General features: G+C 72.9%; 26 protein-coding genes and 2 pseudogenes. 16 read left to right on the top strand and 12 right to left on the bottom strand.

Annotated features, from left to right (window positions below; translation table 11 throughout):
* Positions 1 to 374: 374 nt before the first annotated feature.
* The gene (locus ACQEVS_RS07320; RefSeq protein ID WP_004955677.1) at positions 375 to 596 is read left to right on the top strand and encodes a helix-turn-helix domain-containing protein; all 222 of its coding nucleotides are present in this window, start codon (positions 375 to 377) and stop codon (positions 594 to 596) included.
* Between the two features lie 120 nt (positions 597 to 716).
* On the top strand, positions 717 to 1,508 hold the full coding sequence (locus ACQEVS_RS07315) for an enoyl-CoA hydratase/isomerase family protein (protein WP_433016833.1): 792 nt from the start codon (positions 717 to 719) through the stop codon (positions 1,506 to 1,508).
* A gap of 113 nt (positions 1,509 to 1,621) precedes the next feature.
* Here the strand turns inward: ACQEVS_RS07315 and ACQEVS_RS07310 are convergent, their stop codons facing one another.
* On the bottom strand, positions 1,622 to 2,494 hold the full coding sequence (locus ACQEVS_RS07310; RefSeq protein ID WP_433016830.1) for a nucleopolyhedrovirus P10 family protein: 873 nt from the start codon (positions 2,492 to 2,494) through the stop codon (positions 1,622 to 1,624).
* Between the two features lie 255 nt (positions 2,495 to 2,749).
* Here ACQEVS_RS07310 and ACQEVS_RS07305 point away from each other — a divergent pair, with 255 nt between their 5' ends.
* Genes ACQEVS_RS07305 through amaP form a run of 5 tightly spaced genes read left to right on the top strand, consistent with a single transcriptional unit; the run spans position 2,750 to position 5,126 of the window.
* Positions 2,750 to 3,190 carry an Asp23/Gls24 family envelope stress response protein gene (locus ACQEVS_RS07305; protein WP_433016827.1) on the top strand — a complete coding sequence of 147 codons (441 nt, stop codon included), beginning with the start codon at positions 2,750 to 2,752 and terminating at the stop codon, positions 3,188 to 3,190.
* A gap of 58 nt (positions 3,191 to 3,248) precedes the next feature.
* Positions 3,249 to 3,452 carry a hypothetical protein gene (locus ACQEVS_RS07300; protein WP_171171412.1) on the top strand — a complete coding sequence of 68 codons (204 nt, stop codon included), beginning with the start codon at positions 3,249 to 3,251 and terminating at the stop codon, positions 3,450 to 3,452.
* 21 nt (positions 3,453 to 3,473) lie between these two features.
* Entirely contained in the window at positions 3,474 to 3,848 is a 375-nt protein-coding gene (locus tag ACQEVS_RS07295) for an Asp23/Gls24 family envelope stress response protein (protein WP_433016823.1), read from the top strand.
* Entirely contained in the window at positions 3,845 to 4,522 is a 678-nt protein-coding gene (locus tag ACQEVS_RS07290) for a DUF6286 domain-containing protein (protein WP_433016820.1), read from the top strand. Before ACQEVS_RS07295 ends, ACQEVS_RS07290 begins: the two co-directional genes overlap by 4 nt.
* A gap of 7 nt (positions 4,523 to 4,529) precedes the next feature.
* On the top strand, positions 4,530 to 5,126 hold the full coding sequence (gene amaP / locus ACQEVS_RS07285; RefSeq protein WP_433016817.1) for an alkaline shock response membrane anchor protein AmaP: 597 nt from the start codon (positions 4,530 to 4,532) through the stop codon (positions 5,124 to 5,126).
* Between the two features lie 560 nt (positions 5,127 to 5,686).
* Here amaP and ACQEVS_RS07280 read toward each other — a convergent pair.
* The 3 genes from ACQEVS_RS07280 to ACQEVS_RS07270 all read right to left on the bottom strand — a co-directional run bounded on the left by ACQEVS_RS07280 (position 5,687) and on the right by ACQEVS_RS07270 (position 8,672).
* A complete protein-coding gene (locus ACQEVS_RS07280; RefSeq protein ID WP_433016814.1) occupies positions 5,687 to 6,442 on the bottom strand; it encodes an SDR family oxidoreductase in 756 nt (251 codons plus the stop codon).
* 56 nt (positions 6,443 to 6,498) lie between these two features.
* Entirely contained in the window at positions 6,499 to 7,416 is a 918-nt protein-coding gene (locus tag ACQEVS_RS07275; RefSeq protein ID WP_433016811.1) for an SURF1 family cytochrome oxidase biogenesis protein, read from the bottom strand.
* Positions 7,417 to 7,670: 254 nt separating this feature from the next.
* Positions 7,671 to 8,672, bottom strand: a complete 1,002-nt coding sequence (locus tag ACQEVS_RS07270; RefSeq protein ID WP_433016808.1) for a DEDDh family exonuclease — start codon at positions 8,670 to 8,672, stop codon at positions 7,671 to 7,673.
* Positions 8,673 to 8,858: 186 nt separating this feature from the next.
* Here ACQEVS_RS07270 and ACQEVS_RS07265 point away from each other — a divergent pair, with 186 nt between their 5' ends.
* Positions 8,859 to 9,749 carry a sterol desaturase family protein gene (locus ACQEVS_RS07265; protein WP_433016805.1) on the top strand — a complete coding sequence of 297 codons (891 nt, stop codon included), beginning with the start codon at positions 8,859 to 8,861 and terminating at the stop codon, positions 9,747 to 9,749.
* Complete coding sequence (locus ACQEVS_RS07260; RefSeq protein WP_433016802.1) at positions 9,746 to 10,543, top strand: lysoplasmalogenase; 798 nt, start codon at positions 9,746 to 9,748, stop codon at positions 10,541 to 10,543. Before ACQEVS_RS07265 ends, ACQEVS_RS07260 begins: the two co-directional genes overlap by 4 nt.
* Here ACQEVS_RS07260 and ACQEVS_RS07255 read toward each other — a convergent pair.
* Complete coding sequence (locus tag ACQEVS_RS07255; protein ID WP_433016799.1) at positions 10,504 to 12,030, bottom strand: S8 family peptidase; 1,527 nt, start codon at positions 12,028 to 12,030, stop codon at positions 10,504 to 10,506. The genes ACQEVS_RS07260 and ACQEVS_RS07255 overlap by 40 nt on opposite strands.
* A gap of 285 nt (positions 12,031 to 12,315) precedes the next feature.
* On the bottom strand, positions 12,316 to 12,444 hold the full coding sequence (locus ACQEVS_RS07250; RefSeq protein WP_433016796.1) for a hypothetical protein: 129 nt from the start codon (positions 12,442 to 12,444) through the stop codon (positions 12,316 to 12,318).
* A 238-nt stretch (positions 12,445 to 12,682) separates the two neighbouring features.
* Between ACQEVS_RS07250 and ACQEVS_RS07245 the strand changes: the two genes are divergently transcribed.
* The 3 genes and pseudogenes from ACQEVS_RS07245 to moaA all read left to right on the top strand — a co-directional run bounded on the left by ACQEVS_RS07245 (position 12,683) and on the right by moaA (position 15,813).
* The gene (locus tag ACQEVS_RS07245; RefSeq protein ID WP_398857954.1) at positions 12,683 to 13,072 is read left to right on the top strand and encodes a DUF485 domain-containing protein; all 390 of its coding nucleotides are present in this window, start codon (positions 12,683 to 12,685) and stop codon (positions 13,070 to 13,072) included.
* Entirely contained in the window at positions 13,069 to 14,706 is a 1,638-nt protein-coding gene (locus ACQEVS_RS07240; protein ID WP_433016792.1) for a solute symporter family protein, read from the top strand. The genes ACQEVS_RS07245 and ACQEVS_RS07240 overlap by 4 nt, the downstream gene beginning before the upstream one ends.
* A gap of 109 nt (positions 14,707 to 14,815) precedes the next feature.
* Positions 14,816 to 15,813: pseudogene (gene moaA / locus ACQEVS_RS07235) on the top strand (GTP 3',8-cyclase MoaA).
* An 18-nt stretch (positions 15,814 to 15,831) separates the two neighbouring features.
* On the opposite strand, the gene ACQEVS_RS07230 reads toward moaA, so the two are convergent.
* Both ACQEVS_RS07230 and ACQEVS_RS07225 read right to left on the bottom strand, forming a co-directional pair.
* Positions 15,832 to 16,074, bottom strand: coding sequence for a hypothetical protein (locus ACQEVS_RS07230; RefSeq protein WP_433016789.1), 243 nt, complete (start codon positions 16,072 to 16,074; stop codon positions 15,832 to 15,834).
* A gap of 237 nt (positions 16,075 to 16,311) precedes the next feature.
* Positions 16,312 to 16,674, bottom strand: coding sequence for a DUF3099 domain-containing protein (locus ACQEVS_RS07225; RefSeq protein ID WP_433016786.1), 363 nt, complete (start codon positions 16,672 to 16,674; stop codon positions 16,312 to 16,314).
* A 237-nt stretch (positions 16,675 to 16,911) separates the two neighbouring features.
* Between ACQEVS_RS07225 and ACQEVS_RS07220 the strand changes: the two genes are divergently transcribed.
* Positions 16,912 to 17,190, top strand: coding sequence for a GlsB/YeaQ/YmgE family stress response membrane protein (locus tag ACQEVS_RS07220; protein ID WP_433016783.1), 279 nt, complete (start codon positions 16,912 to 16,914; stop codon positions 17,188 to 17,190).
* 70 nt (positions 17,191 to 17,260) lie between these two features.
* Here the strand turns inward: ACQEVS_RS07220 and tyrS are convergent, their stop codons facing one another.
* From tyrS to ACQEVS_RS07205, 3 genes and pseudogenes are all read right to left on the bottom strand, one after another.
* Positions 17,261 to 18,676 (bottom strand): tyrosine--tRNA ligase, encoded by a 1,416-nt coding sequence (gene tyrS, locus ACQEVS_RS07215; protein WP_433016780.1) that lies wholly within the window; start codon positions 18,674 to 18,676, stop codon positions 17,261 to 17,263.
* Between the two features lie 141 nt (positions 18,677 to 18,817).
* Positions 18,818 to 20,293, bottom strand: coding sequence for a metallopeptidase TldD-related protein (locus ACQEVS_RS07210; RefSeq protein ID WP_433016777.1), 1,476 nt, complete (start codon positions 20,291 to 20,293; stop codon positions 18,818 to 18,820).
* Between the two features lie 576 nt (positions 20,294 to 20,869).
* Positions 20,870 to 21,823, bottom strand: a pseudogene (locus tag ACQEVS_RS07205) (GlxA family transcriptional regulator); the annotation flags it as partial.
* Positions 21,824 to 21,952: 129 nt separating this feature from the next.
* Here ACQEVS_RS07205 and ACQEVS_RS07200 point away from each other — a divergent pair.
* The gene (locus ACQEVS_RS07200; RefSeq protein ID WP_433016774.1) at positions 21,953 to 22,921 is read left to right on the top strand and encodes an NADP-dependent oxidoreductase; all 969 of its coding nucleotides are present in this window, start codon (positions 21,953 to 21,955) and stop codon (positions 22,919 to 22,921) included.
* 82 nt (positions 22,922 to 23,003) lie between these two features.
* On the opposite strand, the gene ACQEVS_RS07195 is transcribed toward ACQEVS_RS07200, so the two are convergent.
* On the bottom strand, positions 23,004 to 24,527 hold the full coding sequence (locus ACQEVS_RS07195) for a TldD/PmbA family protein (protein WP_433016771.1): 1,524 nt from the start codon (positions 24,525 to 24,527) through the stop codon (positions 23,004 to 23,006).
* A 193-nt stretch (positions 24,528 to 24,720) separates the two neighbouring features.
* On the opposite strand from ACQEVS_RS07195, the gene fabG reads away from it, so the two are divergent.
* Both fabG and fabI read left to right on the top strand, forming a co-directional pair.
* Positions 24,721 to 25,425: a 3-oxoacyl-[acyl-carrier-protein] reductase gene (fabG, locus tag ACQEVS_RS07190; RefSeq protein ID WP_433016768.1), complete on the top strand. Its 705-nt coding sequence runs from the start codon at positions 24,721 to 24,723 to the stop codon at positions 25,423 to 25,425.
* A 5-nt stretch (positions 25,426 to 25,430) separates the two neighbouring features.
* Positions 25,431 to 26,201 (top strand): enoyl-ACP reductase FabI, encoded by a 771-nt coding sequence (gene fabI, locus ACQEVS_RS07185; RefSeq protein ID WP_433016765.1) that lies wholly within the window; start codon positions 25,431 to 25,433, stop codon positions 26,199 to 26,201.
* The last annotated feature ends 50 nt before the right edge of the window (positions 26,202 to 26,251 follow it).

Genomic DNA, 26,251 nt, shown 5'->3' with positions numbered 1-26,251 from the left:
CCCGGCCGGCGGCCGATCGCCTGCGACGATCATCGGCGATCGGTGCCGTCCCGATCATTCGGCCGATGCGTGATCCTTCATCTGAGTGAGGACGGCTCATCCCCCGGTGTGGTGGAACGCTCCGGCGCACGCACCGGAAGCGGCACCCGGTGCCTTTCGCCCCCGTGCTCCCCGGCCCCGCCCTGACCTGCCGCTTTCTCCCGCCACCCGGACGGGTGTACGGTCTTGAGAAGCCGGAATCTCCTGTTCCGCCCGGCTTCGGCGGCCCGAATCGCGGAAACCTTCTGTCATCGACCTTGCCGAATGGGTGGCCAGGATCCCGGCAAGGGGTGATCATGAGAGACAAGAGGCGCATCTCCCATGAGGAGGCACGGGTGGCCGAGACTCTGAAGAAGGGCAGCCGGGTGACCGGCGCCGCGCGCGAAAAGCTCGCGGCAGACCTGAAGAAGAAGTACGACTCCGGTGCGAGCATCAGGGCGCTGGCCGAAGAGACCGGCCGCTCCTACGGCTTTGTCCACCGGATGCTCAGCGAATCCGGCGTGATCCTGCGGGGTCGCGGCGGTGCGACGCGCGGCAAGAAGGCCGCCTCGGTCTGACACCGCGCACCTGTCGGGCACCGAAAGCATGGGCGGTACCACCCGGTCGGCCGTTCGACCGGCCGGGTGGTTACTGTGCAGTCACTTACTGCCGACTGCATGCCGATACCGGAGGCTCCCATGACCGCCCCGCAGGCCCTGCTCGACCAGGATGGCGTCCGGCTCACCGTGGACGACGCGGTGGCCACCGTCACCCTGACCAATCCCGCCAAGCGCAACGCCCAGTCGCCCGCCCTGTGGCGGGCCCTCACCGAGGCCGGGCGGCTGCTGCCGGGCAGTGTGCGGGTCGTGGTGCTCCGGGGCGAGGGCAAGTCCTTCTCCGCGGGCCTCGACCGGCAGGCGTTCACCCCCGAGGGCTTCGACGGCGAGCCGTCGTTCCTCGATCTGGCCCGCGGCACCGACGCCGACCTGGACGCGGAGATCTCCCGCTACCAGGAGGCGTTCACCTGGTGGCGCCGGAACGACATCGTCTCCATAGCCGCCGTCCAGGGCCACGCCATCGGCGCGGGCTTCCAGCTCGCCCTCGCCTGCGACCTGCGCGTCTGCGCGGAGGACGCCCAGTTCGCCATGCGCGAGACCAGCCTCGGCCTGGTGCCCGACCTGGCCGGCACCCGGCCGCTCGTCGCGCTGGTCGGCTACGCCCGCGCGCTGGAGATCTGCGCGACGGGCCGCTTCGTCCACGCCGAGGAGGCCGAGCGCACCGGCCTGGCCAACCTCGTCGTCCCGGCCGCGGAACTCGACGCGGCGGTGGCCGACCTCACGGCGGCCCTGCTGGCGGCCCCCCGCGACGCGGTCGTCGAGACCAAGGCCCTGCTCCGCGACGCGGCCGGCCGCACCTACGACGACCAGCGCACCGCCGAACGCGCCGCCCAGGGGCGGCGGCTGCGGGACCTGGCGGGGCTGGGGGAGTAGGGGCCGCCGGAGACACCCGGAAGCAGCCGGGTCCGATTGCGGACCGGTGACGTGCTGCGTCCCCTTTTCGAAGCCGACGTGCGACGGGGTTCCAACCGACGTGCGACGGGGTTCTAGGGGGCACCCCCGTGCCCCGGGCCGCCCGGTGACCTCGGCCGGACGGCCTCCGGGTCCACCTTCCGGCGGTGCGCCCGGTGGCCCTCGGCGCCCGCCTCCGTCGGGTCGACGGCCGTGACGACCACGGCGACCGGCGCCGGCCCCAGCGCGCCGCGCACCGCCCGCGCCACGTCGGCCGCGCGGTGCCCGCCGGCGACCGCGATCTGCACCCGGGCGGCGGGGTCGCGGCCCCCGGCGAGCACCGGGTGCTCGCGGGCCACGCCCGGGACGGCGAGTGCGGCGGCCCGTACGGGGCCCGCGGGCCCGGGACCGGAGGGCGGGGTGTCGCCCTCCGGCCCGGGTGTCCCGTCTCCTTCCGGCGGCAGGTCGGAAAGCACGTCCGTCACTCTCAGGTCGATCGCCGCCCACTCCAGCCCCAGCCGTTCCTCGGACACCGCCCACAGCGCGGCGCGCAGCCGGTCGGCCGTCTCGTACAGCGGCTCGTGGGGGACGCCGTGCGCGAACTCGTGGGGGACGGCGCCGGGGACGAGCGCCGTCGTCAGGTCCGCGGCGCAGCGCAGCGGGCCCGGCGGGAGGGCGCCGGGCGGCGCGGGGCACCCGGACGGCGGTACGGCGCCGGGCGGGCCGCCGGCCGCCGTGACGCGGAGGGTGCCGAGCCGGACGCCCGCCACCCCGCGCGCCGCCCGGCGCAGCACCGCGGCCACCGACTCCTCGGTGATCCAGGCGCCGTCGGCCGGGTCCCCCAAAGGGAGGAGCGCGCCGAGTCCGAGCTGACGGCGGACGGCGCGGGCGAGCGCGTCCGGCCCGCCGTCGGAGCGGCCGGCGCCGTCGAGGTCGTCCGGCCGGTCCGGCCCGGTCTGCGTGTCCACGGTCATCCCCTGTCGTCCCACCGCTTCCGTCCCACCGCCGTCGTCCGTCCCCGGAGGGCACCAGACTGCCGTATTCCGCGCCGCCCGGCGCGCCGGACGGCGCGGGACGCCGGATGGTGGCGGGAAGGGCACCCGGGATGCCGCACACGCCGCGAATCTCCCCCCAGCAGGGCCTATGGTGGCAACAGGATCGGTGACGCTTTCCTCTCCTTTCCCGTCCCTGGGAACACTCCTTCGGAAGCGAGGCGAACGACCATGACCGACACCGCGGAAGGCCGCGAGGGCGGCGCCAAGGAGTTCGTGGCCCCCGCCGACCGGGGCCGTACCACCATCGCCGACGGGGTCGTCGAGAAGATCGCCGGAATGGCCGCGCGTGACGTGCTCGGCGTGCACGCGATGGGCGGCGGGCTGGCCAGGACGTTCGGCGCGGTCCGCGACCGCGTCCCCGGCGGCGGCAAGTCCGTCACACGCGGCGTGAAGGCCGAGGTCGGCGAGGTGCAGACCGCGCTCGACCTGGAGATCGTCGTCGACTACGGCGTCGCCATCGCCGACGTCGCCCGCGCCGTGCGGGAGAACGTGATCTCCGCGGTGGAGCGCATGACCGGCCTGGAGGTCGTCGAGGTGAACATCGCCGTGAGCGATGTGAAGCTGCCGGACGAGGAAGAGGAGGAGCCGGCGGCGCCAAGGATTCAGTGAGGCACACCGGCCGGCCCCCGTGGCCGGCCCGCCCGTCCGACTCGTTGAGGAGCGCACGATGAGCATGGCCGTGGTCGGCTTGATCGTCGGCATGGCGCTGGGATTCGCCGGGTACTTCGGCGGATTCGGGGCCTTCCTGCTGGTGGCGGCGCTGGGCGCCGTCGGGTTCGTCGTGGGCCGGTTCCTGGAGGGAGACCTGGAGCCCGGCGACTTCTTCCGGCCGCGCGACCGCGACCGTGAACACGACGGCCGGCGGAGGTAGGCGGTGCCGGGAGGGCGGGCCGTGGAACCGGCCGCACGCGGAGCGACCCGGATCGCCGACCGCGTCGTCGCGAAGATCGCGTCACAGGCCGCGCGGGAGGCGCTCGACGCGGAGCCGGGCGGGCCCGGCGGGGGCATGGGAGCGGACGGAGGCGCGGACGCCCGGCGCACGCCCCCGTTCGCGTCCGTGACCGTCCACGAGGACACGGCACGGGTCCGCGTCTCGGTCGAGCTCGGGTACCCGGCGGACATCGGGGCGCACTGCCGCGCGGTGCGGCGGCGGATCGTCGAGCGGGTACGGACGCTGGCGGGCATGGAGGTGCCGGAGGTCGTGGTCACGGTGGAGCGGCTGCACTCGCCGCACCTGGAGCGCGGCGCGGTGGAGCGGGTCCGATGAGCGTCCCCACGCCGCCTTCCGTACCGGACGGACCGGATCCGGCGGAACCTCCCGAGCCCCATGGACCTCCTGAGCCCCATGGACCTTCCGAGTCTCCTGAGCCTCCCGAGGGGACGGAGCGGCTGGACGTCGGGCGCGCCGGACGCTTCTGGTCGGCCCGCCGGCTGCCCGCCGCCCTGGTCGCCCTCGCGGTCCTGGCCCTGGCGGGGTTCTTCCTCTACGACGTGGGCGCCGTCCGCGCGGGCCACCCGGCGATGGGCTGGCGCCGCCGGCTCGCCCACGAACTCGCCCACCGGCCCCTCGACGACGGCTGGATCGTGACCGGCGCCGTGCTCGCCGTGCTGGCCGGGATCTGGCTGCTCGTCCTGGCGGTCACACCCGGCCGGCGGGCGGTGCTGCCGATGCGCCGCGAGACCCCCGACCTCCGCGCCGGGCTCGACCGCAGGGCGGCGGCGCTGGTGCTCAGGGACCGGGTGATGGAGGTGCCGGGCGTGCAGTCCGTACGCGTCGAGGTCGGCCGGATCGCCGTCCGCGCCCGCGCCCAGGCGCACTTCAGGGACCTGGACGAGGTCCGTACCGACGTGGACGGCGCCCTGGCCGAGGGGCTGCGGGAACTGGGCCTCGCCCGGCGTCCCGTCCTCTCGGTCCGGGTACGGCGTCCGGCGAGGCGGTGAGCGTACGGTGCTGAGAACCGTCAACCGGGTGCTGCTGGGCCTGACCGGGATCCTGCTCGTGGCCCTCGGCGCCGCCGTGCTCGTCGGCGCCCTGGACCTGCCCGTGCACTGGGACTTCTCCCTGCCGTCCGCCTGGCCGTTCACCGGCCCGGACGACGTGCTGCTCACCGACGCCGACCGGCGCCGCTGGCGCGGGCGTGACTGGTGGTGGGCCGTGGTGCTCGGCGCGCTCGCCGCCCTGGTGCTGCTGGCCCTGTGGTGGTTGCTCGCCCAGCTGCGCCGGCGTCGGCTGCGCGAGATCGTCGTCGACTGCGGCGACGGCGAGGTGGCCCGGCTGCGCGGCCGGGCGTTGGAGGAGGCGCTGACGGCGGAGGCGGGCGCGCTCGACGGCGTCGACCACGCCCGCGTCGTCCTCACCCGCCGCCACGGCAGTCCGGAGGCCCGGATCACCCTCACCCTGGCCCCCCACGCGGCCCCGGCGACGGCCCTGCGCCGCCTGGACACGGAGGCCCTGCACCACGCCCGCGCCTCGACGGGCCTGCCCCGCCTCCGGGCGAAGGTCCGCCTGCGCGCGGTACGGCACCGAGCGGAGCGGGTGGGCTGACGCCCGCGCCCGGAGGGCCGCCCCACCCGGGCACGCTCCTCACGGCCGGGAGCCTGCCCGGCCCCCGTTCGGGGCGCGGGGGTCCCGCGGTCGGTGAACGGGCCGTCCGGTGAGCGCCGCCGACCCGGCCGGAGGGCGGGGCCGGGGGTCGGCCGTGCCTGTTGGGAAGGCGGGTTCGGCAGCGGGAGGACGGCCCCAGGCGCGGGTGACGGACGTCCCGCCGGGCTGTTCTCGGCGGTGGGCGCCGCGTCGCGCGGCCGGGCGGGGCGCAGCCGCTCGTGTCCGGGCGGGGGACGATCGGGCTCCCGTGCCGGGAGGGTGAGCCCGCGGCAGGGGGCGTCTCGGCGGTGCGAGTGTCCCTCGGGGTGTGCGGAGGCGGCCGTGGAGCCCGGCGGGGCAGGGCGAGCTGTCCCGCCGGGCCTGTCGTGGAAGGCCGGGTGGCATTCTCGCGTCGCCCCAGCTGGGCGGCGTCGCGGTGGGCTTGCCGTCCGGGCGGCGTCGCGCGCGGCTCGCCGGCCGGATGCGCGCCCCGCCGCCGGGGCAGGAGTCGTGCCGGAGGGTCAGAAGCCGTGCCGTGCCCCGCCGTCGACGGGGATCATGACGCCCGTGAGGTAGGAGGCGGCGGGGGACAGGGCGAAGGCCGCGACCGTGCCGAACTCCTCCGGGGTGCCGTAGCGGCGGAGCGGGATCGCCTCCGCGCGGGCGGCCCTGGTCGCCTCGGGGTCCTCGGTGAGGCCGTCGAGTTCGCGCACCCGGTCGGTGTCGATGCGGCCGGGCAGCAGGCCGACGACGCGGATGCCGCGCGGGCCGAGTTCCGTCGCGAGGGACTTGGCGAAGCCGGCCAGGCCCGGGCGGAGGCCGTTGGAGACGGTGAGGCCGGTGATGGGCTCGTGGACCGAGGAGGAGAGGACGAAGCCGATCACCCCGCCCTCGGACAGCTCGCCGGCGGCGGTCCGGGCGAGTCGTACGGCACCGAGGAAGACGGACTCGAAGGCGGCCCGCCACTGGTCGTCGTCGTTGTCGGCGAACCGGCCCGCAGGCGGGCCGCCGACGCTGACGAGGACGCCGTCGAAGCGGCCGAAGCGCTCGTGCGCGGTGCCGATCAGCCGCTCGGCCGCGGCCGGGTCCGCGTTGTCGGCGGCCACGCCGGCCGCGCCGGGGCCGAGTTCCGCGGCGACGGCCTCCGCCGTCGCCGCGTCCCGGCCGGACAGCACCACGCGGGCTCCGTCGGCCACCAGCCGGCGGGCGGTGGCGAGGCCGAGCCCGCGGGTCGCGCCGGTGAGTACGTACACCCGGTCCCTGAGTCCAAGATCCATGCGGCCAGTGTGCCGGGCGGGGCGCGGCTTGTCAGGGGGTGAGGGCGGTGCGGGGGTCAGTCCGAGGCGGGAGGGGACGAGGAGGCGCCGGCGCCGGCCTTGGGCTGGGAATCGGGCTGGGGCTCGGTCCGGGGTTCGGGTTTCGCGGGCTCCGGGTTCGCGGGGTCCGGCTTCGTGGGCTCTGGCTTCACCGGGTCACCCGAGCCGGCCGCGCCCTTCGCCGCGGCAGCGGCTGCCGCCGCCTGGTCGCGGCGCTCCCGCCGGACCAGGATCACCCAGCCGACCGGCACGAACGCCGAGAACAGCCACCACTGCACGGTGTACGCCATGTGGTTGCCGATGCTGCTGTGATCGGGGTCGTCGATCGTCTGCGGCTGGCCGTCCGGCGCGGGGGAGATGAGCTCCAGGTAACCGCCCAGCATCGGGCGGTGCAACTGCTCGCCCTGCCGCCGACTGTTGATGATCATGATCATCCGGGGCGGCAGCCCCTTGGTGTCGCGGATGCCGCTGCCCGGGTCCTCGTCCGCCCGCAGGCGTCCGACCAGATCGATCGTGCCGGACGGCGGCGCGGGCACCTGGGGGAACTCGCGCTGGCCGGCGTCGGCCGGCACCCAGCCGCGGTTGACCAGGATCGCCTTGCCGTCCTCCAGTACGAAGGGCGTGATGACCATATATCCGGACTTGCCGGAGTTGTCGGTGCGGAGTCGCGCCACCACCTCGCCCTTGACGTCGTACCGCCCCCGGGCGGTGCCCCGGCGCCAGACGTTGTCGCCGGGGACCTCGCGCCCGGGTGCGGTCAGCTCCGTGACGGGCACGGGCGGGCGGGTGAGGCTGCGTTCGATGCGGTTGTTGCGCGCCACCCGTTGCTCATGGCGATGGAGCTGCCAGAAGCCCAATTCGATCATCACCGGGATGAGGACGAGCCCCACGAGCGTGAGGATCACCCACTGCCGGGTCAGCAGGAAGCGGTACACCCGAGTGACGGTACCTGGTGGCTCCGCCCGTCCGGTCACGGGGTGTCGGGCCGCCGCGCGCCGGAGGGCGTGCCCGTGGCGCCCGTCACCACACCCGTCTCGTGCGTCGCGCCCGTCTCAGCCCGCCGACATGCCGGCCTCGGCCCGCAGCGCTCGCCGCCTCGGCCCGCAGCGCCCGCCCGGCCCGTCGCACCCGCCTCGGCCTGCCGCGCCCGTCTCAGCCCTCGCCTCCGTCTCAGCCCCTCGGGCCCGTCTCAGCCCCTCGCGTCCGCCGGGACGACGTGCGACAGCAGTTGGACGAAGGCGGCCTCGTCCACCACCGGCGTGCCGAACTGGCGGGCCTTGACCGTCTTGGAGGTGTAGGCGTCCGGATCGTTGGTGACCAGCAGGCTGGTGAGCCGGGACAGGCTCGTCGCCACGTGCAGCCCGGCCTCCGTCGCGCGGTCCTCCAACAGCTCGCGGTCGATGGAGGTGTCGCCGGAGAACGCCACCCGCATGCCCTGGATGAGCTGTTTGCCCGGTTCGTACCGACCGGGGTTGGGGTACGGGCAGGCGGGCCGCCGCCGGCTGGGGCGCCAGCTCGCCGGCCCGCCGTGCCGCCGGTCCGGCTGGTAGCCGACCGTCGCCGAGCGGACGGCCGCCGGCCCGTCCGACCACTCCGTCAGCGGCTGGCAGGCCAGCAGCGGCAGCCGCAGCCCCGCCTCGGCCGCCAGGTGCAGACTCGGCCGGAACGCCTCGGCCAGCACCCGCGCGTCGTCGAGCGCGTGGTGCGCCTGCCGCTGGACCACCCCGTAGTGCGCGGCCAGCGACTCCAGCTTGTGGTTGGGCAGCGGCAGCCGCAGCTCCTTCGAGAGCGCGATCGTGCACAGCCGTTGGCGCACCGGCGCCTCGGCCCGGGCCCGGGCGTACTCCCGGGCGATCATGGACCAGTCGAAGGCCGCGTTGTGCGCGACCAGCACCCGTCCGTCGAGCCGCCGCGCGAACTCCTCCGCGACGTCCTCGAACAGCGGCGCGTCCGCGAGGACTTCGGAGGTGAGCCCGTGGATCCAGACGGGACCGGGATCGCGCCGCGGGTTCACCAGCGTGTACCAGGTGTCCTCCACCCGGCCTCTGGCGTCCAGTTGGTACACGGCGGCCGACACTATGCGGTCGTCCCGGGCGAGACCGGTGGTCTCGACGTCGACGACCGCGTATCCGTCGGGATACGCGGCCGGCCACGAGGCGGGCGATGCGGCTGCGGTGCGGTCTTCGAGCATGGTCCCAGAGCTTACGGGCCCCCACTGACAACGGGCCCCGGCCCCCGGCCCGGCCACCCCGGCGGCCGTGCGCCCCTCCGGGCCGCGCACCCGCCCCCGCCTCTCCGAACCCCGGGTAACGCACGATCGGTACCCGACGGTAACAACCCCTAGCGGCAAGCCCGTAGGGGTGCTTATGGTGCCGTCATGCCGCACCTTCCGGATGTCGTGTTGTGGTCGGTCCCCGCCTTCGCCGTGCTCACCGCGATCGAAGTGGTGAGCTACCGGATCCATCCGGACGAGGAGGCCGAGGGGTACGAGGCCAAGGACGCGGCGACCAGCATCGGCATGGGCGTGGGCAGCGTCGTCTTCGACGCGCTCTGGAAGATCCCGATCGTGGCGGTCTACAGCGCCGTCTACGCGCTCACGCCCCTGCGCGTCCCCATCCTGTGGTGGACGCTGCCGCTGATGCTGCTCGCCCAGGACTTCTTCTACTACTGGTCGCACCGCGGGCACCACGTCGTCAGGATCCTCTGGGCGTGCCACGTGGTGCACCACTCCAGCCGCAAGTTCAACCTCACCACCGCGCTCCGCCAGCCGTGGACGACCTGGACGGTCTGGCCGTTCTACGTCCCGATGGTCGCCACCGGCGTGCACCCGGCGGCGGTCGCGTTCTGCTCCGGGGCCAACCTCGTCTACCAGTTCTGGGTGCACACCGAGCGGATCGGCAAGCTGCCCCGGCCGTTCGAGTACGTCCTCAACACCCCGTCCCACCACCGCGTCCACCACGCCTCGCAAGGAGGCTACCTGGACCGCAACTTCGGCGGGATCCTGATCGTCTGGGACCGCCTATTCGGCTCCTTCGTCGCCGAGGCCGAACGACCGGTCTACGGGCTCACGAAGAACATCAGCACCTACAACCCGCTCCGGGTCGCCACCCACGAGTACGCCGCCATCGCCCGCGACCTCCGCGCGGCCCGCGGCTGGCGGGAACGGGCCGGGCGGATCTTCCGCGGCCCGGGCTGGCAGCCGCGCCCGACGGCGCCGGCGCTCCGTACCCCGGCCGAGAAGGCCGCGGCGCCGGAGGGCGTCGGATGAGGGCCTTTCGCCGGAGTTCCCGGTCTTCGCGCGGCCTGCCGCTCGCCTTCGCCGCCGCCGCGGGCGTCCACCTGGGCGCGCTCGCCGGTGGCGCCGAGCCCGTCGCCCGCGCCACCAAACCGGTCCTGATGCCGCTGCTCGCCGAGTACGTGCTCCGCCGCGGCGGCCCCCGAACGCTCGCCCTCGCCCTGCTCTTCGGCTGCGCCGGCGACACCCTGCTCCAAGTCGCCGGCGAACTCCCGTTCCTGCTGGGCATGGGCGCCTTCGCCGCCGGCCATGCCTGCTACCTCGCCCTGTTCGCCCGGCACGGAGCCCGACACGGAGCCCGGAACGGAGTCGGGAACGGAGTCGGGAACGGAGACCGGAACGGAGCTGGGAACGATGCGGGCCGCCGGCTCGTGGCCGGCTACGCCGCTGCCTGGGCCGGCACGACCGCCCTGCTGTGGCCGGGCCTGCCGGCCGGACTCCGGCCGCCCGTCGCGCTCTACGGCCTCCTGCTGACGGCGACGGCGTTCGGCGCCGCCCGGACCGGGCGGTGCGCGGCGGCGGGCGGCGCGCTCTTCCTGCTCTCGGACGGCCTCATCGCGGGTGGCCTCGCCGGCCGCCCGCAGCCGCCCGCACCCCAGTTCTGGATCATGCTGACCTATCTGGCCGCGCAGTACCTGCTGGCGGAGGGCGTGCTGCAAGCCGCCGCCGACAACACCGAGGGGGCCCGGCACCGGCCGGACCCCCTCCGCGCGTCAGATGTCGTGCGTCAGTTCTTCACGGCCGCCAGGGCGTCGACGATGCCGTAGCCGTAGTGGCTGTTGATGTTCTTGGTGCCGACGCAGGGAGCGTCCGCGGGGGCGTTGACCGGGCAGCCCGGGTTCTTCGCCTGCGCCTTGAGGATCCACTGGATCTCGGCCGCGTTGGACTTGGGGTGCGTCGCCTTCAGCAGCGCCGCCACACCGGCCACGTGCGGACCGGCCATCGAGGTGCCCTGCAGGTAGGCGTAGTCGCCGCCCGGCATGGTGGACAGGATGCGGCCGTCCTTGGCGGGGGCGTCCGGCACCTGGCGGACGTCGCCGCCGGGGGCCGCGACGTCGATGACGCCCTGGCCGTAGTTGGAGTAGTACGACTTCAGCGAGTTGACGCCGGTCGCGGAGACGGTGATGACACCGGGCAGCTGGGCCGGGACGTCCAGGCAGGTGGACGGGTCGATGTCACGCGAACCGGGCTTGGTGTCGTTGGGGCTCGACTTGTCCGTGATCTTCTTCGAGGCCAGGTCGAAGTTGGAGTTGCCCGCGGAGGCCACGTTGACGACGCCCTTGCGGTCGGCGTAGGCCGTGGCGCGGCCGACCGCGTCGGCTATCGCCTTCTGGTCCGCGTCGTTCGCGCAGTTGAACATCCACGGGTCGACGTAGTAGCTGTTGTTCGTCACCGCTATGCCGTGGTCGGCGGCGAAGACGAAGGCGCAGACCACGCTCTCCGCGTAGAAGAAGCTGCCGCCCTTGGTGCTCACCTTGATGGCGGCGACTTTGGTGTTCGGGGCGACGCCCGTGACGCCTATCCCGTTGCGGGCCGCGGCTATGGTGCCGGCGACGTGCGTGCCGTGGTAGTCCGTCTTGGGGTCGTACGGACGCCAGGCGCCCGCGCTGGTGTCGGCCTTGCCGGTGACGCAGCTGGCCGACTGGGCGCGGGAGAAGTTCGGGGCGAGGTCGGGGTGGGTGTCGTCGACGCCCGTGTCGATGACGCCGACGGTGACCTTGCGGCTGCCCGGGTTGATCTTCGCGGCCTTGTCCGCCTTGATGGCGGCCATGTCCCACTGGAGGCTCTCCAGCGGCTCCTTGCCCGGCTTGGCGGTCTTCGCGGCGGCCAGCGCGTTGGCCTTCGACAGCTTCAGCTTCTCGGGCTTGCCGACGTCCGTGGTGGCCGCCGGGGTGATGGGGGCGGTCCGGGTGGCTCCGGCCGACTCGACGCCGGGCACCGCACGCAGCGCCTTGGCGAAGTCGGGGTTCTGGGAGTGCGCGACGATGACGCCGATCTTGTCGTACGACTCCACGATGCTGCCGCCGTTGCGGCCGACGGCCTTCTTCACCTGGTCGAGCGTGGCCCGCGCGGTCCCCGTGTTGACCACGTACGACAGCAGCGGCCCGTCCGTCCGCACCTTGGCCTGCGGAGCCTTCGCGGCCGGCGCGACGGCCGAGGCGGTGCCCGGCAGGAAGCCGATCGAGGCGGTCAGGGCCAGGCCGACGGGGAACGCGAGGGCGGCGTGCCGGCGTCTGGGGCGCAGATGAGCCATGGGAACTCCACATCATCCGGGGAGCCGTCGGGCACCAGGCGTGCCGGACGGGTACATGACGAGTGAAGCTAGCGCCGATCATGGGCGATGAGCAATGAATTCCCCAAGAAAAAACCGGCGCATGCCCGCCACAAGCCAGCGGAATGGGACAGTCCGCCCGGTCCGCGCCGGGCGGGGACACTTCGCCGGCCGCCCGCCGGAGGGGGTACGGGCGGGAGCGGCCCGGCGTCCGCCGGAGGGGCGTACGCCCGGCATCCGCCCGGTCCGCGCACGCCCGGCAGCCGCTCAGCCGCCGCCCCCGCGCAGCGCGTCGATGCTCAGCAGCGGCAGCGGCACCCGCGGCCCGTACCAGCGGCCCGCCCTGGGGAGGGCGGCGGGCCGGGGGGAGGGGACGGCCGCTATGGGGGACGTCAACCTGATGACTCCGAACGGTCGTCGACCGGGGGACTGCGGCTGAGGCGGCGACTCGGTGCTCACGCCAGGTCAACGAGGCGGCGCGCGGCGGGTATTGCGCCGATCGGCCGCGCTGCGCCATGCACCGTCCTCCCCCTGTCGCATACTGCGGTGTCCCTCTACGATGCGTGATCCGAATCACAGTCCCTCGTGCATCGGACACCACTCGCACCCCCCAACCCCACCGTCAGGAGAGGCCGTGGACTCAGAAGAGGTCGCGGAGACCCCACCCACCACAGCACACCCGGAGGGCACACCCGCCCGCCCCGGGATCCCCGGTCAGCCCGACCGCTTCACCGCCGTCCAGGGCAGCGCTGAGTTCGGCGAACTGCGCCGTGCGCACCGGTCCTTCGCCTTCCCGCTGACCGTCGCCTTCATCGGCTGGTACCTGCTCTACGTCCTGCTGTCCAACTACGCCGGCGACTTCATGGGCACCACCGTGGCCGGGCACGTCAACGTCGCCCTCGTCCTCGGGCTCGCCCAGTTCCTCACCACCTTCCTCATCGCCTGGTGGTACGCGCGGCACGCCGCGGCCCGTATCGACCCCAAGGCGGAAGCCCTCAAGGCCCGTATGGAGGCCGCCGAATGACCGGCGCACCGACCGCCGTCCACCTGCTCGCCGCCGGCGGCGGAGCCGGGGAACACCGCACTCTGATCATCACCCTGTTCTCGGTCTTCGTCGCCATCACCCTGGGCATCACCGTCTGGGCCGGCCGGCAGACCAAGGGCACCGACGACTTCTACGCCGGCGGCCGCTCCTTCACCGGCTTCCAGAACGGCCTCGCCATCTCCGGCGACTACATGTCCGCCGCCTCGTTCCTGGGCATCGCCGGCGCCATCGCCCTCTTCGGCTACGACGGGTTCCTGTACTCCATCGGATTCCTCGTGGCCTGGCTGGTCGCCCTGCTGCTCGTCGCCGAGCCGCTGCGCAACTCCGGCCGTTTCACCATGGCCGACGTCCTGGCCCACCGGCTGAACCAGCGGCCCGTGCGCACCGCCGCGGGCACCTCCACCATCGTCGTCTCGATCTTCTACCTGCTGGCCCAGATGGTCGGCGCGGGCGCCCTCGTGGCCCTGCTGCTGGGCGCGAGCGGCGAGGGGTCGCGGCGCTGGATCATCGCCCTGGTCGGGCTGGTGATGGTGCTGTACGTGACGATCGGCGGGATGAAGGGCACCACCTGGGTGCAGATCGTCAAGGCGGTCCTGCTCATCGCGGGCACCCTGCTGATCACCATCCTCGTGCTCAACAAGTTCCACTGGAACCTCTCCGAGCTGCTCGGCGCCGCGGCCGACAAGAGCGGCAAGGGCAAGGCGTTCCTGGAGCCCGGACTCCAGTACGGCAAGGACGGCACGTCCAAGCTCAACTTCGTCTCGCTGGGCATCGCGCTCGTCCTGGGCACGGCCGGCCTGCCGCACATCCTGATCCGCTTCTACACCGTGCCCACCGCCAAGGCGGCCCGGAAGTCGGTGAACTGGGCCATCGGCATCATCGGCGCGTTCTACCTGATGACCATCGCGCTGGGCTTCGGCGCCGCCGCCCTGGTCGGCTCCAAGGCGATCGTCGCCTCGAACGAGTCCGGCAACACCGCCGCGCCGCTGCTCGCCGAGGAGGTCGGCGGAGGCGCCGGCTCCACCGGCGGTGCCATCCTGCTCGCGGTCATCTCGGCCGTCGCCTTCGCCACCATCCTCGCGGTGGTCGCGGGGCTCACCCTCGCCTCCTCCGCCTCGTTCGCCCACGACCTGTGGGCCAATGTGATCCGCAAGGGCCGCACCGACGAGAAGGAGGAGCTGCTCACCGCCAAGGTCGCGGCCGTGGTGATCGGCGGGATCTCCATCGCGCTGGGCATCTTCGCCCACCGGCTCAACGCCGCCGCCCTGGTGGCCCTCGCCTTCGCCGTCGCCGCCTCGGCCAACCTGCCGACGGTCCTCTACAGCCTGTTCTGGAAGCGCTTCACCACCCAGGGCGCCCTGTGGTCGATCTACGGCGGGCTCGTCAGCTCCGTCACCCTGGTGATCTTCTCGCCGGTCGTCTCCGGCAACGAGAAGGCACTCTTCCCCGGCATGAGCTTCGACTGGTTCCCGCTCGGCAACCCCGGTCTGGTCTCCATCCCGCTCGGCTTCCTGCTCGGCTGGCTGGGCTCGCTGCTCTCCCGCGAGGCCGCCGACCCCAGGAAGTACGCCGAACTGGAGGTCCGCTCGCTCACCGGCTACGGCGCGCACTGACCGTACGCCCCCTGAGCATCGGCGGTCCCATGAACTGTCGGTGCTCAGGGGGCATCGCGTACGCTGCGATCAGCGGGAGTCATCGGCCATCAGCGGGAGGGGCAGCGCCGTGCTCATCGACACCTACGGCCGCGTCGCCACCGACCTGCGGGTCTCCCTGACCGACCGGTGCAACCTGCGCTGCACGTACTGCATGCCCGAGGAGGGCCTGAGCTGGCTCGCCAAGCCCGAGCTGCTCACCGACGACGAGACCGTCCGCCTGGTGCGGATCGCCGTCACCCTGCTCGGCGTCACCGAGGTCCGCTTCACCGGCGGCGAACCGCTGCTCCGGCCCGGCCTGGTGGACATCGTCGGGCGGTGCGCCGCCCTCCGCGCCGACGGGGCCCGCCCCCGGCTGTCGCTCACCACCAACGGCATCGGCCTCGCCCGCACCGCCGACGCCCTCAAGGCGGCCGGCCTGGACCGGGTGAACGTCTCCCTCGACACCCTGCGCCCCGACGTCTTCGCCGCCCTCACCCGGCGCCGGCGCCACCAGGACGTCCTCGACGGCCTCGCCGCGGCCCGCGCCGCCGGCCTCGAACCCGTCAAGGTCAACACCGTCCTGATGCCCGGACTCAACGAGGACGAGGCTCCCGACCTGCTCGCCTGGGCCGTCGAGAACGGCTACGAACTGCGCTTCATCGAGCAGATGCCGCTGGACGCCCAGCACGGCTGGCGCCGCGAGCGGATGATCACCGCGGGGACATCCTGACGAGCCTGCGCTCCCGCTTCACCCTCACCCCCGAGCCCGGCCCCGAGCGCGGCTCCGCGCCCGCCGAGCGCTGGCTGGTCGACGGCGGCCCGGCCCGGGTCGGCGTCATCGGCTCCGTCACCCGCCCGTTCTGCGCGGCCTGCGACCGCACCCGGCTCACCGCGGACGGGCAGGTGCGCACCTGCCTGTTCGCCACCGAGGAGACGGACCTGCGGGACGCCCTGCGCGCGGGGGCCGGCGACGAGGAGATCGCCGGGCTGTGGCGGAAAGCCATGCGCGGCAAGAAGGCGGGCTCGGGCCTCGACGACCCGGCGTTCCTCCAGCCGCGCCGCCCGATGTCCGCGATCGGCGGCTGAGACCCTCCGGGCCGGGGGTCAGCCCTCCCGTGCCTCCCACTCCTCGAACCGCACCACGTCCTTGAGGAAGCCCCGCAGGCCCAGGAAGATCGACAGGTGCTCGCGGTGCTCGTCGCAGGCCAGCCAGGTCTTGCGGCGCTCGGGGGTGTGCAGCTTGGGGTTGTTCCACGCCAGCACCCACACCGCGGGGGCGCGGCAGCCCTTGGCGGAGCAGATCGGGGCGGCCTCGGGGGAGTTCGGGGCGGTCTCGGGGAAGTTCACACGTCAACTCTACGTAACCGCGTCACCCGGGTGCCTCGGCACCTCATCCCGCCGGCATGCGGACACGACGACGCCGGGCAGCCACGGGGGAAGCCGCCCGGCGTCGATCATTCGCTCCGACGGGGGATGCGGAGCGCCTACGAAGTATGTCACGGAGAGCCCCCTGAAGGGCACCGAAAGACATGATTGATTTGAGCTTTTCCTGAGCTTGCCCTTATCGGGCACGAACGCCAAGCCTCAGCCCTGGCCGCCCTGTTGACCCACACGGCCGCTCTCATCAGCGGACTCTCCGGCTCCGTCGGACCCGTGCGGCAGGGCCGGCCGCGTGGGCGCGGGTATGAACGTCCCGGGGAGCGAAGGGGCGTTCTCCCGGCCCGCGTTGGCGATCACGACCGCGACGTACGGCAGCAGCGCGCCCAGCACCAGCGTGCCGATCGCCACGTAACGCTCCACGTTCCAGAGCACCACGGTCAGGATCACGGAAATCGTGCGGATCCCCATCGAGATCACGTAGCGGCGCTGCCGGCCGCGTACGTCCTCGGCCAGTCCCTGGCGGGCCCCGGTGATCCGGAAGGTCTCCGTCCGTTCGCGCTTCCGCATCACATCCACCACCCGATTCGCTCCACTGCCTCCGGTTCGGTCCGTTCCTCGCACCGGCGTGTACTCAACGTTACGCCGCGGTCCCCGCCCCGACGAGGCCGGGGCACCTCCGTTTTCGCCGCCGGGACGGCGCTCGACGTGCACGGGACGGCGTGCGGAAGGGTTCGACGTGCGCCGGACGGGTGGCGGGCCGACACTGGCGTGAGCACGCTCCGCAGCGTCGCACGAGGAGGCGGCATGAACTGGTTGTGGGCCATCATCGTCGGTCTCGTCCTCGGCCTGATCGCCAAGGCGATCCTGCCGGGCAAGCAAGCGATCCCCATCTGGCTGACGATCATCTGCGGCATGGTCGGCGCCGTGCTCGGCAACTGGGCCGCCAGCGCGCTGGGAGTCCGCCACACCCACGGCATCGACTGGATCCGGCACCTGCTCCAGCTGATCGGCGCCGTCGTCATCGTCGCCATCGGAGACCGGCTCTGGGCCGGGACGCGAGGCAGGAGGGGAGCACGGGTCTAGCGCCGCCCCCGGGAGCGCGGAAGGGCGGACCGGAAACCCGGCCCGCCCGTCCGCGGGAGCAAGAGACCGGCTACAGCCCGCGGAGCTCCGCGATCCGCCGGCCCGTCTTGAGGTAGACGGCGCCCGCCGCGGAAAGCCCGGCGCCCGACAGCAGCTCGGGCACCACCTCGGCCAGCGGACGGATCGCGTCCGCCTCGGCCAGCACGATCGCCTGCTGCCCGCCGTCGGTCTCCACCACCAGCCGCAGGCCGTTCTGCTTGGCGACCCGGCGCGCGGCCGAGGCGCTCGGCTGGAAGCCCAGCACCTTGCTGAGGACGACCGTGACCGGCTCGGCGCCGTGCTCGGCCACCTCGACCACCGGCAGGTCGCCGACGTCGGTGAAGCTCTTCTTCGAGAACTGGGCGACGAAGCCGGCCCGGGCGGCCATCGCGGCCTCGACCCCGTAGAGCGCGGCCACGACCTCACCCGCGAGGACCTTCTTCAGGTCCATCGGGTGCAGCGAACGCTCCCCGACGCGGCCGAGCGCGAGCGCGATCTCCGCGTCCGTCCACTCGGTCCACGCCTTCAGGTACGGCTCCATCAGCCGGTCCGGGACCGACATGATCTTGCCGAAGACGTCGTCGGCGGGGGCGGTCAGGCCCACGTAGTTGCCCTTGGACTTGGACATCTTCGCGCCGGTGCCGTCGGTGCCCTCGATCAGCGGCATGGTCACCACCAGCTGCGGACGCTGCCCGCGCAGCTCCATCAGCTTGCGGCCCATCTGCAGGTTGAGCAGCTGGTCGGCGCCGCCGAGCTCGACGTCACAGTCCAGCGCCACCGAGTCCAGGCCCTGCGCGATCGGGTACATCAGCTCCGACATGGTCAGGCCCGAGCCCGCGGCGAGGCGGTTGCGGAAGTCCTCGCGCTGGAGCAGCTGCGAGACCGGCACCTGGTTGAGCAGGCCCAGCAGCTCGGGGAAGGTGAACGGCGCCAGCCACTCGCTGTTCTGCCGGAAGCGGACCTTCTCGAAGTCGAAGAAGGGCCGCACCTGCTCGCGGTAGCCCGCGAGGTTCTTCTCGATGTCCTCGTCGGTGAGCGGCGGGCGCTCGGCCGTGCGGCCCGTCGGGTCGCCGATCTTGGCGGTGAAGTCGCCGATCAGCAGCGTGACCTCGTGGCCCATCCGCTGGAAGCGGTTGAGGACGATCATCGGCACGGTGTGGCCGAGGTGCACGTCGGCCGCCGTCGGGTCGATACCCAGCTTGATGTGCAGGTTCTTCCCGGCCGCCCGGCGCTCGTCGATCCGCTCGGCCAGCTTGTCCGTCCCGGGCAGCACCTCCACCGCGCGGCCGGCGATCAGCTCCGCCTGCTCCCGCGCCGAGAGGTCCGACAGGTCCAGATAACGCCGCGCCTTGGTCTCGGTGAGCAACTGCTCCACGGTCGAGTCGAGGGAGAGGTCCTGTGCGAGGAGCTCACTGGCGCGGGCGACGGATTCGCCGAGGCGTGTCATGGCGTTCCTGAGATCTGTAGCGGACGGTGGTCCCCGGCGCCCCAGGGGGCACAGGGGGCGGAACGGGTCGGTCGTGCGCCAGTCTATTCGGCCGTGCGCGCGACGCCCCCGCCCGTACCGCCCCCGTCACCGCGCCCGCTCTCACACCCCCTTGCTCACGGAGCTCATGTGGAAGTCGGGCACCCGCAGCGCCGGCATCGCCGCGCGCGGGCAGACCTTCGCCAGGTCGCGCGGCACCGTGCGCTCGGTGCGGCCCGCCTCCACCGCCCGGGACAGCAGGTCCACCGGCGACTCGTTGAACCGGAAGTTGTTCACCTCGCCGACGACCTCGCCGTTCCGCACCAGCAGAACGCCGTCCCGGGTCAGCCCGGTGACGAGCAGCGTCGCCGGGTCCACCTCGCGGATGTACCAGAGCGAGGTGAGCAGCAGCTCGGGGCCGTCGTGCCCGCTCGCGGCGACCATCTCGTCCAGCGACCGGGTGCCGCCCGCCTCCAGGATCAGGTTGTCCGTGTACGGGGCGACGGGCAGGCCCGTCAGCGCGGCGGTGTGCCGGCCGGCGGTCAGCCGCTCCAGCACCCCATCGCGGATCCAGTCCGTCGCGGCCAGCGGCAGCCCGCTGTCGAAGACCGACAACCGGGTGTCCGACCCGTCCGTCAGCACGAACGGCGCGCACTCCAGACCGGGGGCGTACGGGTCGCTGCGCAGGGTCAGCGGCAGTCCGGACAGCTTCTCGCCCACCCGCGTCCGGCCGCCCGGCCCGTCACCGCCCGGCCCGTCACCACCGCTCGGCCCGTCACCACCGCTCGGCCCGTCACCACCGCCCGGCCGCGCGAACGCCGTCCGGCCCTCCGCCGCGTCCCGCGCGTCCGCCCGCAACTGCTGGTAGCAGACCAGGTCCGCCACGGCCGTCGGCGGCAGCAGCGTCGGATAACGGCCGGCGGGCAACTCGGTGCGGCCCCGGGCCGCCCAGGCCAGCCGCCGCGCCAGCTCGGCGTCCAGCGCCCGCGGATCGACGTTGGCGAAACCGTCCGTGGCCCGCGACAGCCACGCCGAACCGGGCCCGCGCACGTCCTTCGCGTTCAGCTCCACCCGGCCCATGGGCTGGTCGTGCCGCAGCCGCAGCCCGGTCGAGGTGCCCAGGTAGGAGGTGACCGTCTGGTGCCGGGCGTAGCCGTACAGCTCGCGGCCCTCGGCCCGGGCCCGGGCGAAGGACTCGCCGAGCGCCGGGGCGAACGCGTCGAACACGGCGGCGGACGTCCCGGCCGGTGGCTCCTCGAACGCGGGGGAGTGCGGGACGTCCGCCACCAGCGGTTGTGCGTCGTCGGCGGGCCCCGCCCCGCGCGCGGCCTCCTCGGCGGCCCGTACCAGCGGCTCCACGTCGTCGGCCGTGACCGCCGAGCCCGACACCACCCCGGCCGCCGCCCCCTGCCCGCCGCCCACGGTCGCGATCACGGTCACCGCGCGCCCGCGCGCGGTCCCATTGGTGGTCAGCGCGTTGCGCGCCCAGCGCAGATCGGCCGACGAGCGCTCCGCGACGACCACCGCGCAACCGTCCGCACGGGACAGCGCGAGGGCCCGCTCCACGATCTCCTGCGGCCTGTTCCGACGTGCTGTCACGTGTGGGCTCCCCTCGTCGCCGTCCCGGTCCCGTACGATTCCCCGCCGCGCCTCAATTGCCGTCCGCCCGCGCCGTGTTGAGCACGTCCGCTCTGTGGAACAGCGCCGACGGACAGTCGAGCGAACCCGTCGCGAACCCCGCGAGTCCCGCGAGCCGCCCGCGCCCGGTCCGGAAGAAGCGCCGGCCGGTGAACCGGAAATTCACCGGGGGAGCAGGGGGCGTACCGCTCCAAGAAGCACCCATGCAAATCAGGCGGTTTTTCACGGTCTGCCCTCGCTCCCTGTTCATACCGGCTGAAACCGGACCGTACGGGGTCTGATGACGACCTCATGACGACCCGGAGGCGCAGCCTGCGGACCACCTGGTGCGCTGAGCCCTTGGGTGTATACCCACCCATTCGGAGCGTGAGCCGGCGTGGACGCGCAATGCCTGGGCGCCCCCTTCGCGGGGGAGGGAGTGATCTCCGGGTTCCCGATTCTTCAGGAAGCCCGTGTGGTCCACGATCAGCGCTGCCGACGGGTCTCCGAGACGCTCGGCCACGTACTCCCGGACTTCGTCGAGGTGTCCGGGCGCACCGCACGGAAGGTGCGGCGGTATGCCTGGGGTGTGACGCCGATGGCGGCATGAAGGTGCTGGCGCAGGGAGACGCCGGTGCCGAATCCGGCGCGATGGGCGACCGACTCGACGGGCCAGTCGGTGGATTCCAGCAGGTGCCTGGCAAGGTCGACGCGCTGGCGGATGAGCCACTGGCCGGGGCTGGCGCCGACCTCGTCGCGGAAGCGACGGGTGAAGGTACGCACGCTGACGCCTGCGTGGGAGGCCATGTCGGCCAGGGCGATGGGTTCGGCGAGGCGTTCCATGACCCACGCCTGGGTGGGGGCGGTGCCGGAGGCGCCGGGATCAGGGACGGGGCGCTGGATGTACTGGGCCTGTCCGCCGTCCCTCCAGGGTGGCACGACGCAGGAGCGGGCGACGTCGTTGGCGATGTCGCTGCCGTGGTCGCGGCGCACGATGTGCAGGCACAGGTCGATGCCGGCGGCGGCCCCGGCGGAGGTCAGGACGTCGCCGTCGTCGACAAAGAGGACGTCGGGGTCGATGCGCGCGGTGGTGAACATGCGCTGCAGACGATCGCCTTCGCGCCAGTGTGTGGTGGCGGGGCGACCGTCGAGCAGTCCTGCGGCGGCCAGCACATAGGTGCCGGTACAGATCGCCACCATCCTGGTTCCGGGGCGGATGGCGCCCAACGCTTTGCGCAGCGTGTCGGGCAGGCGACCCTCCTCGCGGATGGGGCCCAGCGCGTGGGAGGGCGGGATGACGACGGTGTCGACGGTGGCCAGCAGGGAGGCGTCGTGGGAAACCGTGAGCTGGTAGTCGGCTTCGGCGCGGACAGGGCCGCCGTCCAGGCTGCACGTGGTCACGGAGTAGAGCCGATTGCCCATGCTGTCGCGGGCGGCGCCGAAGATCCGTGCGGGGATGCCCAGTTCAAAGGGGACGACGCCGTCCAGGGCCAGAACGCCAATGTCGTGCATGGCCCGATCCTTTCAGTCCATGGCCATCGGGCTACTCCTGGGGGCCGGTCCGCCCGGACAGTCTGAGGACGTGCCCAAGACAACCGGCACAAACGACAACGAACGCACTGCTGAAATGAGCACTTCGTCATGGACCAGACCAGCACCCCCACGACCATGCGCGCCGTTTCCCAGGACACCGCCGGAGCCCCGGACGTCCTCAAAGTCGTCGAGGTGGAGCGCCCCACGCCGGCCCGGGGCGAGATCCTGGTCCGGGTGCACGCGGCAGGCGTGAACCCGACGGATTGGAAGACCCGCGCGCGGGGCGAGTTCGCCACCGGGGTCCGGCCGCCGTTCACACTCGGCTACGACGTCGCCGGGGTGGTCGAAGCGGTCGGCGAGGGAGTGACACTCTTCCAGGCGGGCGACGAGGTATTCGGGATGCCGCGCTTCCCGCACCCGGCGGGCGCCTACGCCGAGTACGTCACCGCTCCGGCCCGGCACTTCGCCCCGCGTCCCCACGGACTCACCCACATCCAGGCCGGCGCCCTGCCGCTGGCCTCGCTGACCGCCTGGCAGGCCCTCGTGGACACCGCGAACGTTCAGCCCGGCCGACGTGTCCTGATCCACGCGGCTGCCGGAGGAGTCGGCCACCTGGCCGTGCAGATCGCGAAGGCCCGTGGCGCGTACGTCATCGGCACGGCCAGCGCCGCCAAGCACGAGCTGCTCCGCTCGCTGGGTGCCGACGAGCTGATCGACTACCGCACCCAGGACTTCACCGAGGCCCTCCGGGGCGTTGATGTCGTCCTGGATACCCTCGGCGGCCCCAACTGGGCCCGGTCCCTCCGAACGCTGCGGCCGGGCGGCATGCTGATCTCGATCCTGCCGCCAAACGGCACCTTTCCCGTCAAGGAGGCGGAAGCAGCCGGAGTACGGGCGGTGTTCATGCTCGTAGAGCCCGACCACGCGGGGTTGCGCGAGATCACCTCCCTCGTCGAGGACGGCCGCCTGCATGTGATCGTCGACGAGGTCTTCCCCCTCGAAGAAGCCGCCCGGGCCCACACGCTGGGCGAGACCGGCCGCACCACCGGCAAGATCGTCCTCTCCGTCGCCCCCTGACCCACCGCGGTTGCTGCTGCCGCGCCAGCGTTGTGAAGACGTGTCGACCCGGTGCGGACCTCGGCCTCGCGCGGGCGCTTCGTCAGGATCGGGTCAGCTCGGTCGAAGTGTTGAGGACGTTCACGCTCCGAAACAGCGCGGAGGGGCACCCATGAGACACGGAGGCCACCTGCCCAGGTTGCGCTTTTCCGCAGTTGAAAGCCCCTCCCAGAACGTAGGTCTGGGGCCCGCCGACCCCCTCCATGGAGCCCCAGAAGTCAGTGGTCGTCCCCTGATAGGCGACATCCCGAAGCTGCTCGCGAAGGCGGCCGTTCCGGATCGCGTACGCCCTCTGCTGTGTGAACTGGAAGTTGTACCGCTGCTGGTCGATCGACCACGACCGGTTGCCGACGACGTAGATCCCGCGGTCCACGCCCGCGATCAGCTCCTCGGTCGACGGCCCGTCCGGCGCGGGCCGCAGCGAGACGTTGGCCATCCGCTGCACCGGGATGTGCGACGGCGAGTCCGCGTACGCGCAGCCGTTGGACCGGCCGAGGCCGTGCAGCCGGGCGATCCGGCGGTCGAGCTGCCAGCCGACCAGGATCCCGTCCCTGACGATGTCCCACTCCTGCGCGGCCACCCCCTCGTCGTCGTAGCCGACGGTCGCCAGCCCGTGCTCGGCCGTCCGGTCGCCGGTGACGTTCATCAGCGGCGAGCCGTAGACCAGCTTCCCGAGCCGGTCCGGGGTGGCGAAGGAGGTACCCGCGTACGCCGCCTCGTAGCCGAGCGCGCGGTCCAGCTCGGTGGCGTGGCCGATGGACTCGTGGATGGTCAGCCACAGGTTCGACGGGTCGATGACCAGGTCGTACGCGCCCGGCCGCACGCTCGGCGCGCGCACCTTCGCCGCCAGCAGCTCCGGCAGCTCGGCCAGCTCCGCGTCCCAGTCCCAGCCGGTGCCCGTCAGGTATTCCCAGCCGCGGGCCGTCGGCGGGGCCAGGGTGCGCATGGACTCCACGCCGCCCGCCGGGTCCACGGCCACCGCCGTCAGCTGCGGGTGCACCCGGACGCGCTGCTGGGTGGTGACCGTGCCCGCCGTGTCCGCGTAGAACTTGTTCTCGTGGATGGCCACCAGCGACGCGTCGGCGTGCGCCACCCCGTCGGCGGCCAGCAGCCGCGCGCTGTAGTCGGCCAGCAGGGCGGTCCGCTCGGCGGCCGGTACGCCGAAGGGGTCCTGTGCGTACGGCGACACCCAGGTCCGTTCCGCGTGCACCGGCTCGTCGGCGAGCTCCACGCGGTCGCCCGAGCCGGCCGCGGCCGTCACCTTCCCCGCCAGCCGGGCCATGGCCACGGCCTGGCCGGCCACCCGGGCGGCGGCGTCCATCGTCAGCTCCGTCCCGGCGGCGAAACCCCAGGCGCCGCCGTGCACCACGCGCACCGCGTACCCCAGGTCCGTGGTGTCCGCGGACCCCGCGAGCCGGGCGTCGCGCAGCCGCCAGGAGGCGTTGCGCACCCGTTCCAGGCGGAAGTCGGCGTGGTCGGCGCCCAGCGCGCGGGCGCGGGCGAGGGCGGCGTCGGCGAGCGGGCGCAGGGGCAGTGCGAGGAATGACGCGTCGATGGCGTGCGGCACGGAACCTCCCGGGGTCGTCGCCGTGCATCATGCCCATCCCCGGGCCGTCTTCCGCGGGAGATTCTGTAGAGATCCAACAGGGACCGGCCACGCCGCCTGTCAGTGCCCGATTGTCGCCCCGGCGACCTCTACCGATACGTTCGTGTAGTCCAGCTCCGTCCCTGTACGGATTCGTCAACGGAAGGGTGATCCTTTGAGCCGCTCGGTTCTCGTCACCGGAGGAAACCGGGGCATCGGCCTCGCCATCGCGCGCGCGTTCGCCGACGCGGGCGACAAGGTCGCCGTCACCTACCGCTCGGGCGAGCCCCCCGCCGACTTCCTGGCGGTGAAGTGCGACATCACGGACCCGGAGCAGGTCGAGCAGGCGTTCAAGGAGATCGAGGAAAAGCAGGGCGCGGTCGAGGTGCTGGTGGCCAACGCCGGCGTCACCCGCGACCAGCTGCTGCTCCGCATGTCCGAGGAGGACTTCTCCTCGGTCGTGGAGACCAACCTCACCGGGACGTTCCGCGTCGTCAAGCGCGCCTCCCGGCCCATGCTCCGCGCCCGCAAGGGCCGCGTGGTGCTGATCTCCTCCGTGGTGGGCCTGCTGGGCTCGGCCGGACAGGCGAACTACGCGGCCTCCAAGGCCGGCCTCATCGGCTTCGCCCGCTCCGTCGCCCGTGAGCTGGGTTCCCGGAACATCACCGTCAACGTCGTCGCCCCCGGTTTCGTGGACACCGACATGACGCGCGTGCTCAGCGACGAGCAGCGCGCGGGGATCGTGGCCAACGTTCCGCTGGGCCGCTACGCGCAGCCCGACGAGATCGCCGCCTCGGTCCGCTTCCTCGCCTCCGAAGAGGCCGCATACATCACCGGAGCCGTCATTCCTGTCGACGGCGGATTGGGCATGGGTCACTGATCGCCATGAGTGGAATCCTCGCAGGCAAGCGCATCCTGGTCACGGGTGTCCTCACCGAGCAGTCGATCGCCTTCCAGGCCGCCAAGGTGGCCCAGAACGAGGGCGCCGAGGTCATTCTGACCGGTTTCGGCCGGCTCTCCCTGGTCGAGCGCATCGCCAAGCGGCTCCCGAAGCCCGCGCCGGTGATCGAGATGGACGTCACCAACCAGGAGCACCTCGACGGCCTCGCCGCCAAGGTGCGCGAGCACATCGGCGACGACGTGCCCCTCGACGGCATCGTGCACTCCATCGCCTTCGGCCCCCAGGGCGCGTTCAACTTCCTCGACGCCACCTGGGAGGACGTCTCCACGGCCGTCCAGGTCTCGGCGTACTCCTACAAGTCGCTGGCGATGGCCCTGCTGCCGCTGATGCGCGAGGGCGCCTCCATCGTCGGCCTCACCTTCGACGCGCAGATCGCGTGGCCGAAGTACGACTGGATGGGCGTGGCCAAGGCCGCCCTGGAGAGCACCAACCGCTACCTCGCCCGCGACCTGGGCCCCAAGGGCATCCGCTGCAACCTGGTCTCGGCCGGCCCGATCAAGTCGATGGCTGCCAAGTCCATCCCGGGCTTCGAGGAGCTCGCGGACGTCTGGAACCACCGCGCCCCCATCGGCTGGGACCTGGCCGACCCGGAGCCGGCCGGCCGCGGCGTCGTCGGCATGCTGTCGGACTTCTTCCCGCGCACGACGGGCGAGATCGTGCACGTCGACGGCGGCGTGCACATGATGGGTGCCTGACGAGCCGGACGAGTGTGAGGGCCGTAGGCCCGGTGCTTTGGGGGATCCCC

This window comes from Streptomyces sp. CA-181903 (genome assembly GCF_050937075.1).
GTDB lineage: Bacteria > Actinomycetota > Actinomycetes > Streptomycetales > Streptomycetaceae > Streptomyces.
The sequence above is the reverse complement of the archived record's forward strand: the minus strand, read 5'-3'. Positions and strand labels throughout refer to the sequence as shown.

What these genes read in the sequence shown, in the direction of transcription:
- ACQEVS_RS07315 (WP_433016833.1), top strand. Translation starts at nt 717, where the DNA reads ATGACCGCCCCGCAGGCCCTGCTCGACCAGGATGGCGTCCGGCTCACC.
- ACQEVS_RS07305 (WP_433016827.1), top strand. Translation starts at nt 2,750, where the DNA reads ATGACCGACACCGCGGAAGGCCGCGAGGGCGGCGCCAAGGAGTTCGTG.
- ACQEVS_RS07300 (WP_171171412.1), top strand. Translation starts at nt 3,249, where the DNA reads ATGAGCATGGCCGTGGTCGGCTTGATCGTCGGCATGGCGCTGGGATTC.
- ACQEVS_RS07290 (WP_433016820.1), top strand. Translation starts at nt 3,845, where the DNA reads ATGAGCGTCCCCACGCCGCCTTCCGTACCGGACGGACCGGATCCGGCG.
- ACQEVS_RS07280 (WP_433016814.1), bottom strand. Translation starts at nt 6,442, where the DNA reads ATGGATCTTGGACTCAGGGACCGGGTGTACGTACTCACCGGCGCGACC.
- ACQEVS_RS07270 (WP_433016808.1), bottom strand. Translation starts at nt 8,672, where the DNA reads ATGCTCGAAGACCGCACCGCAGCCGCATCGCCCGCCTCGTGGCCGGCC.
- ACQEVS_RS07265 (WP_433016805.1), top strand. Translation starts at nt 8,859, where the DNA reads ATGCCGCACCTTCCGGATGTCGTGTTGTGGTCGGTCCCCGCCTTCGCC.
- ACQEVS_RS07260 (WP_433016802.1), top strand. Translation starts at nt 9,746, where the DNA reads ATGAGGGCCTTTCGCCGGAGTTCCCGGTCTTCGCGCGGCCTGCCGCTC.
- ACQEVS_RS07255 (WP_433016799.1), bottom strand. Translation starts at nt 12,030, where the DNA reads ATGGCTCATCTGCGCCCCAGACGCCGGCACGCCGCCCTCGCGTTCCCC.
- ACQEVS_RS07240 (WP_433016792.1), top strand. Translation starts at nt 13,069, where the DNA reads ATGACCGGCGCACCGACCGCCGTCCACCTGCTCGCCGCCGGCGGCGGA.
- ACQEVS_RS07225 (WP_433016786.1), bottom strand. Translation starts at nt 16,674, where the DNA reads ATGCGGAAGCGCGAACGGACGGAGACCTTCCGGATCACCGGGGCCCGC.
- ACQEVS_RS07220 (WP_433016783.1), top strand. Translation starts at nt 16,912, where the DNA reads ATGAACTGGTTGTGGGCCATCATCGTCGGTCTCGTCCTCGGCCTGATC.
- tyrS (WP_433016780.1), bottom strand. Translation starts at nt 18,676, where the DNA reads ATGACACGCCTCGGCGAATCCGTCGCCCGCGCCAGTGAGCTCCTCGCA.
- ACQEVS_RS07200 (WP_433016774.1), top strand. Translation starts at nt 21,953, where the DNA reads ATGGACCAGACCAGCACCCCCACGACCATGCGCGCCGTTTCCCAGGAC.
- fabI (WP_433016765.1), top strand. Translation starts at nt 25,431, where the DNA reads ATGAGTGGAATCCTCGCAGGCAAGCGCATCCTGGTCACGGGTGTCCTC.